Origin of the sequence: Lysobacter enzymogenes (genome assembly GCF_017168095.1) — a bacterium.
Lineage (GTDB): Bacteria > Pseudomonadota > Gammaproteobacteria > Xanthomonadales > Xanthomonadaceae > Lysobacter > Lysobacter enzymogenes_D.
The window spans coordinates 1-5,434 of record NZ_LXSD01000231.1; the positions used below are offsets into that span (position 1 = coordinate 1).

Below are 5,434 nucleotides of genomic sequence, written 5' to 3' on the forward strand. Positions count from 1 at the left end.
GCGGCGCCACCGCGGCCGCCGCGGCGCTGGCCGCGGTGGCGCTGTGGAGCGGGCGCGCGCCGTCGCCGTTGCCGCCGAAGCTGGCGCAGCAAGCGCCGGTGATGATCGAGCACCAGCCCGCGTTCCCGGTCACCCGGCTCGCGCGCGACGACGGCAGCGCCGGCTGGCTGGCCTCGATCGACCAGCGCCACGCCAAGGTCATGACCATGCCGGTGCCCGCGCCGCAGGATCCGCAGGGCCGCGTCGCCGAACTGTGGCTGATTCCCCAGGGCGAGCCGCCGCGTTCGCTGGGCCTGATCTCGACCGAATGGGCCGACTCGGTGAAGGTGCCGGCCGAGGCGGTGGCCAAGCTCGCCGCCGGCGCGACCCTGGCGATCACCCTGGAGCCCAAGGGCGGCGCCCCGCACGGCGTGCCGACCGGGCCGGTGGTGGCGAAAGGCAACATCGCGTTGTGATTGCGCCGGCGCGCACGGGTCGCGCGGGGCCGGTCCCGGCCTTCGCGGCGGCACGCGAAAATTTTTTGAAATAACCGTTGACAGCCGCGTCGTCGCAACGCAACATACGCCTCCTCGCAGCGGCGCCGGTTCATCGGCAACGAAGCGGAAGGCCCAGGTGGCGGAATTGGTAGACGCACTAGTTTCAGGTACTAGCGGGTAAAACCGTGGAGGTTCGAGTCCTCTCCTGGGCACCACTACATAGCTTCGGCGCACCGCGACGAAGCGAACGAAAAACCCCGCGAAAGCGGGGTTTTTTCGTTTGCGCGCGAGAACGGCGGCAGGTGCGCATCGCGATGCCCGCGCGCGAACGCCGCGCATCGGATCGGGCCGGATCGAGCCGATACGTCCGCATGCGCCCAGCCCCGACCGATCCCGTCGCCGAGCCCGCGATCGAGCCCGAACGCCGCGTTCTCGCGCCTGCGCGGCCGCCGCGCCGCAGCGTCGGCGCCGGCCGCGTGCCTGAACGCCGTGCCCGCGACCAGTCAGGTCTCCGACTTCCGGCTGAAGCGGGCGGGGGCCGGAACGATTCAACTGCGGCCCGGCGGGCAATACTTGACCGCTTTCCGCCCGGCCCCGCGCCGCGGCGCAGCGCACGCCCGCCGCGCGGGCGCGCTCGCACTCCCGGCTGCGTGGTTATGACCGACATCCTGCTCATCGAAGACGACGAACGCCTTGGCTCGCTGGTAGCCAATTACCTGGGCAAGCACGGCTACGAGGTAGCCCTGGAAACCGACGGCGCGCGCGCGGTCGCGGCGATCCTGGAACTGCAACCGGCGGTAGTGCTGCTGGACTTGTCGCTGCCCGGGCAGGACGGATTCGAGATCTGCCGCGCGGTGCGTTCGCGCTACGCCGGGGTGATCTGCATGCTGACCGCGCGCACCGACGACATCGACCAGGTGCTGGGCCTGGAGCTGGGCGCGGACGACTACATCGGCAAGCCGATCGAGCCGCGCGTGCTGCTGGCGCGGCTGCGCGCGCACCTGCGCCGCGACCACGCCGCGCGCCACAGCGGCCGGGTGATGCGTTTCGGGCAACTGCGCATCGATTGCGAAACCCGCGAGGCGACCTTGCGCGAGGCGCGCATCGACCTGACCACGGCCGAGTTCGACCTGCTGGTGCTGCTGGCCGGCCGCGCCGGCCAGATCCTGAGCCGCGACGATTTGCTGCAGGCGCTGCGCGGCATCCAGTTCGATGGGCTCGACCGTTCCATCGACGCGCGCATCTCGCGCCTGCGGCGCAAGCTCGGCGACCTGGCCGAGGAACCCGAGCGGATCAAGACCGTGCGCGGCAAGGGCTATCTGTTCAATCGGGCCGCGTGGGAATGACCGCGGCGCAATGGCTGCGGCAGCGGCTGCCGCGCAAGCCGGGCTCGGCGAGCGCCGGGACGGCCAGGCGCGATCCGGCCAGGCAGGGCCACTTCGGCCTGTTCGTACGCTATTACCTGATCGTGGTGCTGATCTACGCCCTGGTCGTGGTCGGCGGCATCTCGGCCTGGCTCAGCATCACCGCCGAGAACAGCCGCGCCTACGGCGAGGCGCAACTGCGCGGCACCCATTACCTGATCGAGCAGCGCTATCTCGGCACGCCGCGCGAGGAATGGCCGGCGCTGGGCGAGGAACTGAGCGAACACTTCGCCTATCCGGTGCGGCTGGCGCCGCTGGCGGAGCTGCGCGAGTCGCTGACCCCGCGCGAGTACGAACGCCTGCAGCGCGGCGAAGTGGTGATGGAAAGCGAGGACGAGGCCTACACCTACCAGCGCCTGCCCGGCAGCGACCAGGCGGTGGCGCTGGGCAATTTCGACGATGTGATGGTGCAGGGCGTGCCTTGGAGCGACCTAGACCTGATCGATTCGATCGTGATCCTGGCGATGTACTTCCTCGCCATCGCGCTGCCGCTGTATTTCCTGGTCTACCGCTTCTGGCGCGATCTGCGCCGGCTGCGCACCACCGCCGAGGCGCTGAGCGCGGGCGAGTTGGACGCGCGCGCGCCGGAGGTCACCACGCGCCTGGTCAATCCGCTCGGCCACGCGCTCAACCACATGGCCGGGCAGGTGCAGCAGGTGCTGGAAAGCCAGCGCATCCTGGCCCAGGCGGTCGCGCACGAGATCCGCACGCCGCTGGCGCGCATGCGCTTCGGCCTGGAGATGCTCGAGCAGGCCGGCGGCGACGAGGAGCGCGCGCATCTGCGCGAAGGCCTGGAGACCGACATCCAGCGGCTGGAGCACCTGGCCTCGCACAGCGTGGCGTATGCGCGGATCGGGCGCATGGTCGGGATCGAGCGCGCGCCGGTGCCGGTGAGCGCGCTGCTGGCCGATCTGGCCGATGTGTTCGATCCCGAGCCACCGCTGCTGCTGAGCTTCGACAGCGGCGGCATCGACACCCTGCCGGCGCATCGCGAGGCGCTGGAGCTGGCGCTGCGCAACCTGATCGGCAACGCCCTGCGCCATGCGCGCACGCGCGTGGCGGTGAGCGTGGCGCGCACCGACGAGGGTTATGCGCTGTGCGTGGACGACGACGGCGAGGGCGTGCCCGAGGCCGAACGCGAGCGCGTGTTCCAGCCGTTCGCGCAGTTGCGCAAGCATCCCGAAGGCTTCGGCCTGGGCCTGGCGCTGGTGCGGGTGGTCGCGGAGAAGCACGGCGGCCGTGCCACGGTCGGCGAATCGGCGCTGGGCGGCGCGCGCTTGCGCATCGATCTGCCGGCGCAGTAAGCGCGCCCGCGCGCCGGGCGCGTTCGCAGCGGCGGCGTAAGCGCTCCCTTACGACGGCCGATCGGGCGGCCGCAGCGCCACCCCCTTCGCCGGTAACACTCCGTTACCGAGCGTCGCCGGCCGTCACTCGCGCGCCCTGATTCTGCAACTGACGTCGCGCTTGCCCCGCCGCAGCATGGTTCCGTCCCCCCACGACGGAGCATTTCCCCCATGCAACGCAAGCTGTTCGCGCTGAGCGCCGCCGCGCTCGCGCTGTGCCTCTCGACCGCCGCCAACGCCCAGGGCGCCGGCGATCGCGAGGGTTTCTACGTATTCGGCGGCGTCGGCGCCGCGGCGACCCAATGGGACGCCAAGCGTTCGGCCGTTCCGGCCGGGCAGAAGCGCAGCCAGGACAAGACCGGCGCCAGCTACGTGCTCGGCGGCGGCTACCGCTTCAACCAATACTTCGCCGTGGAAGGCTCCTACCACGACATGTTCGGCGAGATCAGCCGTCGCGGCGTCGGCGATTACGACACCCGCACGCTGCAGCTCAGCGCGCTGGGCATCGTGCCGATCGGCGAGCGCTTCGAACTGTTCGGCAAGGTCTCGGCCGGACGCGCGCGCAACGAGTTCAGCCCGGCGCGCGGCGCGGCCGGCCTGAGCAAGGCCAGCGAGAGCGTCAACATCGCCTCGCTCGGCATCGGCGCCAACTACCACTTCACCGATCGGCTCGCCCTGCGCCTGGACGTCACCGGCCTGAGCAAGGCCGACGGCGGCAGCTTCCGCCGCAAGGCCGGCGCCGACGACATCAAGACCGGCGAAGCCAGCCTGAGCGTGATGTACCGCTTCTGATCCGCACCCGCCGGCGGAAGCGGCGCGCCCGCTTCCGCCGCGTTCTCCTTTCGCCGAGCGCGCCTGATGACCATCGCGACCCGCCGTCTTCCCCATCGACCTTATGCCCGGAGGCCGGCATGAGCGGCCTGGCCGGGCTGTGGCGCGCGCAGCCGGATTGGGACGACGAGCGCCTGCGTTATTGCATGCGCTCGATGATCCACGCCCTGCAGCATCGCGGCGCGCATTCGCACGCGGTGTGGAGCGACCCCGCCGCCGGCGTCGCCGTCGGCCATTGCCGCGACCGCCACGGCGCCGCGCAGCCGGTGGCCAGCGCCGACGGCCGCTATCTGCTGAGCCTGGACGGCGCGCTGTACCAGCGCGAGTCGCTGCACCGCGCGCTGATCGCGTTCGACGCGGTCGGCGAGCAGGCCAGCGACGCCGAACTGGTGCTCGCCGCGATCGTGCGCTGGGGCCTGCGCCGCGCGTTGGCGCGCTGCGACGGCGCGTTCGCGCTGAGCCTGTGGGACCGCCAGGACCGGCAGCTGTGGCTGGCCCGCGACCGGGTCGGCGAGCGCCCGCTGTATTACGGCTGGGTCGGCGGCGACTTCGCCTACGGCTCCGAACTCAAGGCGCTGCACCGCCACCCCGGCTTCGACGCGCCGGTGGACCGCGACGCGCTGAGCCTGCTGCTGCGCTACGACTACATTCCCGCGCCGTTCTCGATCCACCGCGGCGTGTTCAAGCTCGCCCCCGGCACCTTGCTGCGCATGAACTTCCAGGCCGTGCGCGCCGGCGCCGGCGCGCACCGGCCCGAGCGCGACGCGCAGACCTACTGGTGCCCGCGCCAGCGCATGGCCGAGGCGATCGAGCTGCGCGCTGAGATCGGCGCGGACGAAGCCGTCGATCAGCTCGAAATCCTGCTGCAGCAGGCGGTCAGCGCGCGCATGCGCGCGCCGTGCGCGGTCGGCGCGTTCCTGTCCGGCGGCACCGATTCCTCGCTGGTCACCGCGATGATGCAGGCGCAGTCCTCGGCGCCGGTGGACAGCTACGCGATCGGCTTCGACGACGACCGCCACGACGAGAGCGACTGGGCGCGCAAGGTGGCGCGCGCGCTGGGCACCCGCCACACCGAACACCGGGTCGGCGGGCGCGAGGCGCTGGAGGCGATCGAACGCCTGCCGCAGGTGTGGTGCGAGCCCTTCGCCGACTCCTCGCAGGTGCCGACCCTGATCGCCAGCGAACTGGTGGCGCGGCGCAGCCCGATCGCCCTGACCGGCGACGGCGGCGACGAGCTGTTCTTCGGCCACTCGGCCTATTGCCGCGCGGTGCGCAATGCGAACTGGAACGCGCGGCTGCCGGCGCCGCTGCGCCGGCTGGCGCCGCAACGCCGCGGCGAGCAGGCCGAGCGCGCGCGCCT

Annotated in this window: 5 protein-coding genes and 1 tRNA gene; all 6 read left to right on the forward strand. The window is 71.8% G+C overall.

Going from position 1 to position 5,434, the window contains the following annotated elements; genetic code table 11:
• The coding region (locus tag A7A76_RS06015) for an anti-sigma factor (RefSeq protein WP_206410341.1) at nt 1–455 on the forward strand (455 nt) is incomplete at its 5' end.
• Between the two features lie 151 nt (nt 456–606).
• A tRNA-Leu gene (locus A7A76_RS06020) sits at nt 607–691 on the forward strand.
• Nucleotides 692–1,132: 441 nt separating this feature from the next.
• On the forward strand, nt 1,133–1,822 hold the full coding sequence (locus A7A76_RS06025; protein WP_096379097.1) for a winged helix-turn-helix domain-containing protein: 690 nt from the start codon (nt 1,133–1,135) through the stop codon (nt 1,820–1,822).
• The gene (locus tag A7A76_RS06030) at nt 1,819–3,204 is read left to right on the forward strand and encodes an ATP-binding protein (protein WP_206410342.1); all 1,386 of its coding nucleotides are present in this window, start codon (nt 1,819–1,821) and stop codon (nt 3,202–3,204) included. Before A7A76_RS06025 ends, A7A76_RS06030 begins: the two co-directional genes overlap by 4 nt.
• Nucleotides 3,205–3,414: 210 nt before the next feature.
• Nucleotides 3,415–4,035, forward strand: a complete 621-nt coding sequence (locus A7A76_RS06035) for a porin family protein (RefSeq protein ID WP_206410343.1) — start codon at nt 3,415–3,417, stop codon at nt 4,033–4,035.
• Nucleotides 4,036–4,154: 119 nt separating this feature from the next.
• Nucleotides 4,155–5,434 (forward strand): asparagine synthase (glutamine-hydrolyzing) (gene asnB / locus A7A76_RS06040; RefSeq protein ID WP_206410344.1); only part of this gene is annotated, 1,280 nt, incomplete at its 3' end.

Coding starts and splice junctions, on each gene's coding strand:
- A7A76_RS06025 (WP_096379097.1), top strand. CDS start 1,133: ATGACCGACATCCTGCTCATCGAAGACGACGAACGCCTTGGCTCGCTG.
- A7A76_RS06030 (WP_206410342.1), top strand. CDS start 1,819: ATGACCGCGGCGCAATGGCTGCGGCAGCGGCTGCCGCGCAAGCCGGGC.
- A7A76_RS06035 (WP_206410343.1), top strand. CDS start 3,415: ATGCAACGCAAGCTGTTCGCGCTGAGCGCCGCCGCGCTCGCGCTGTGC.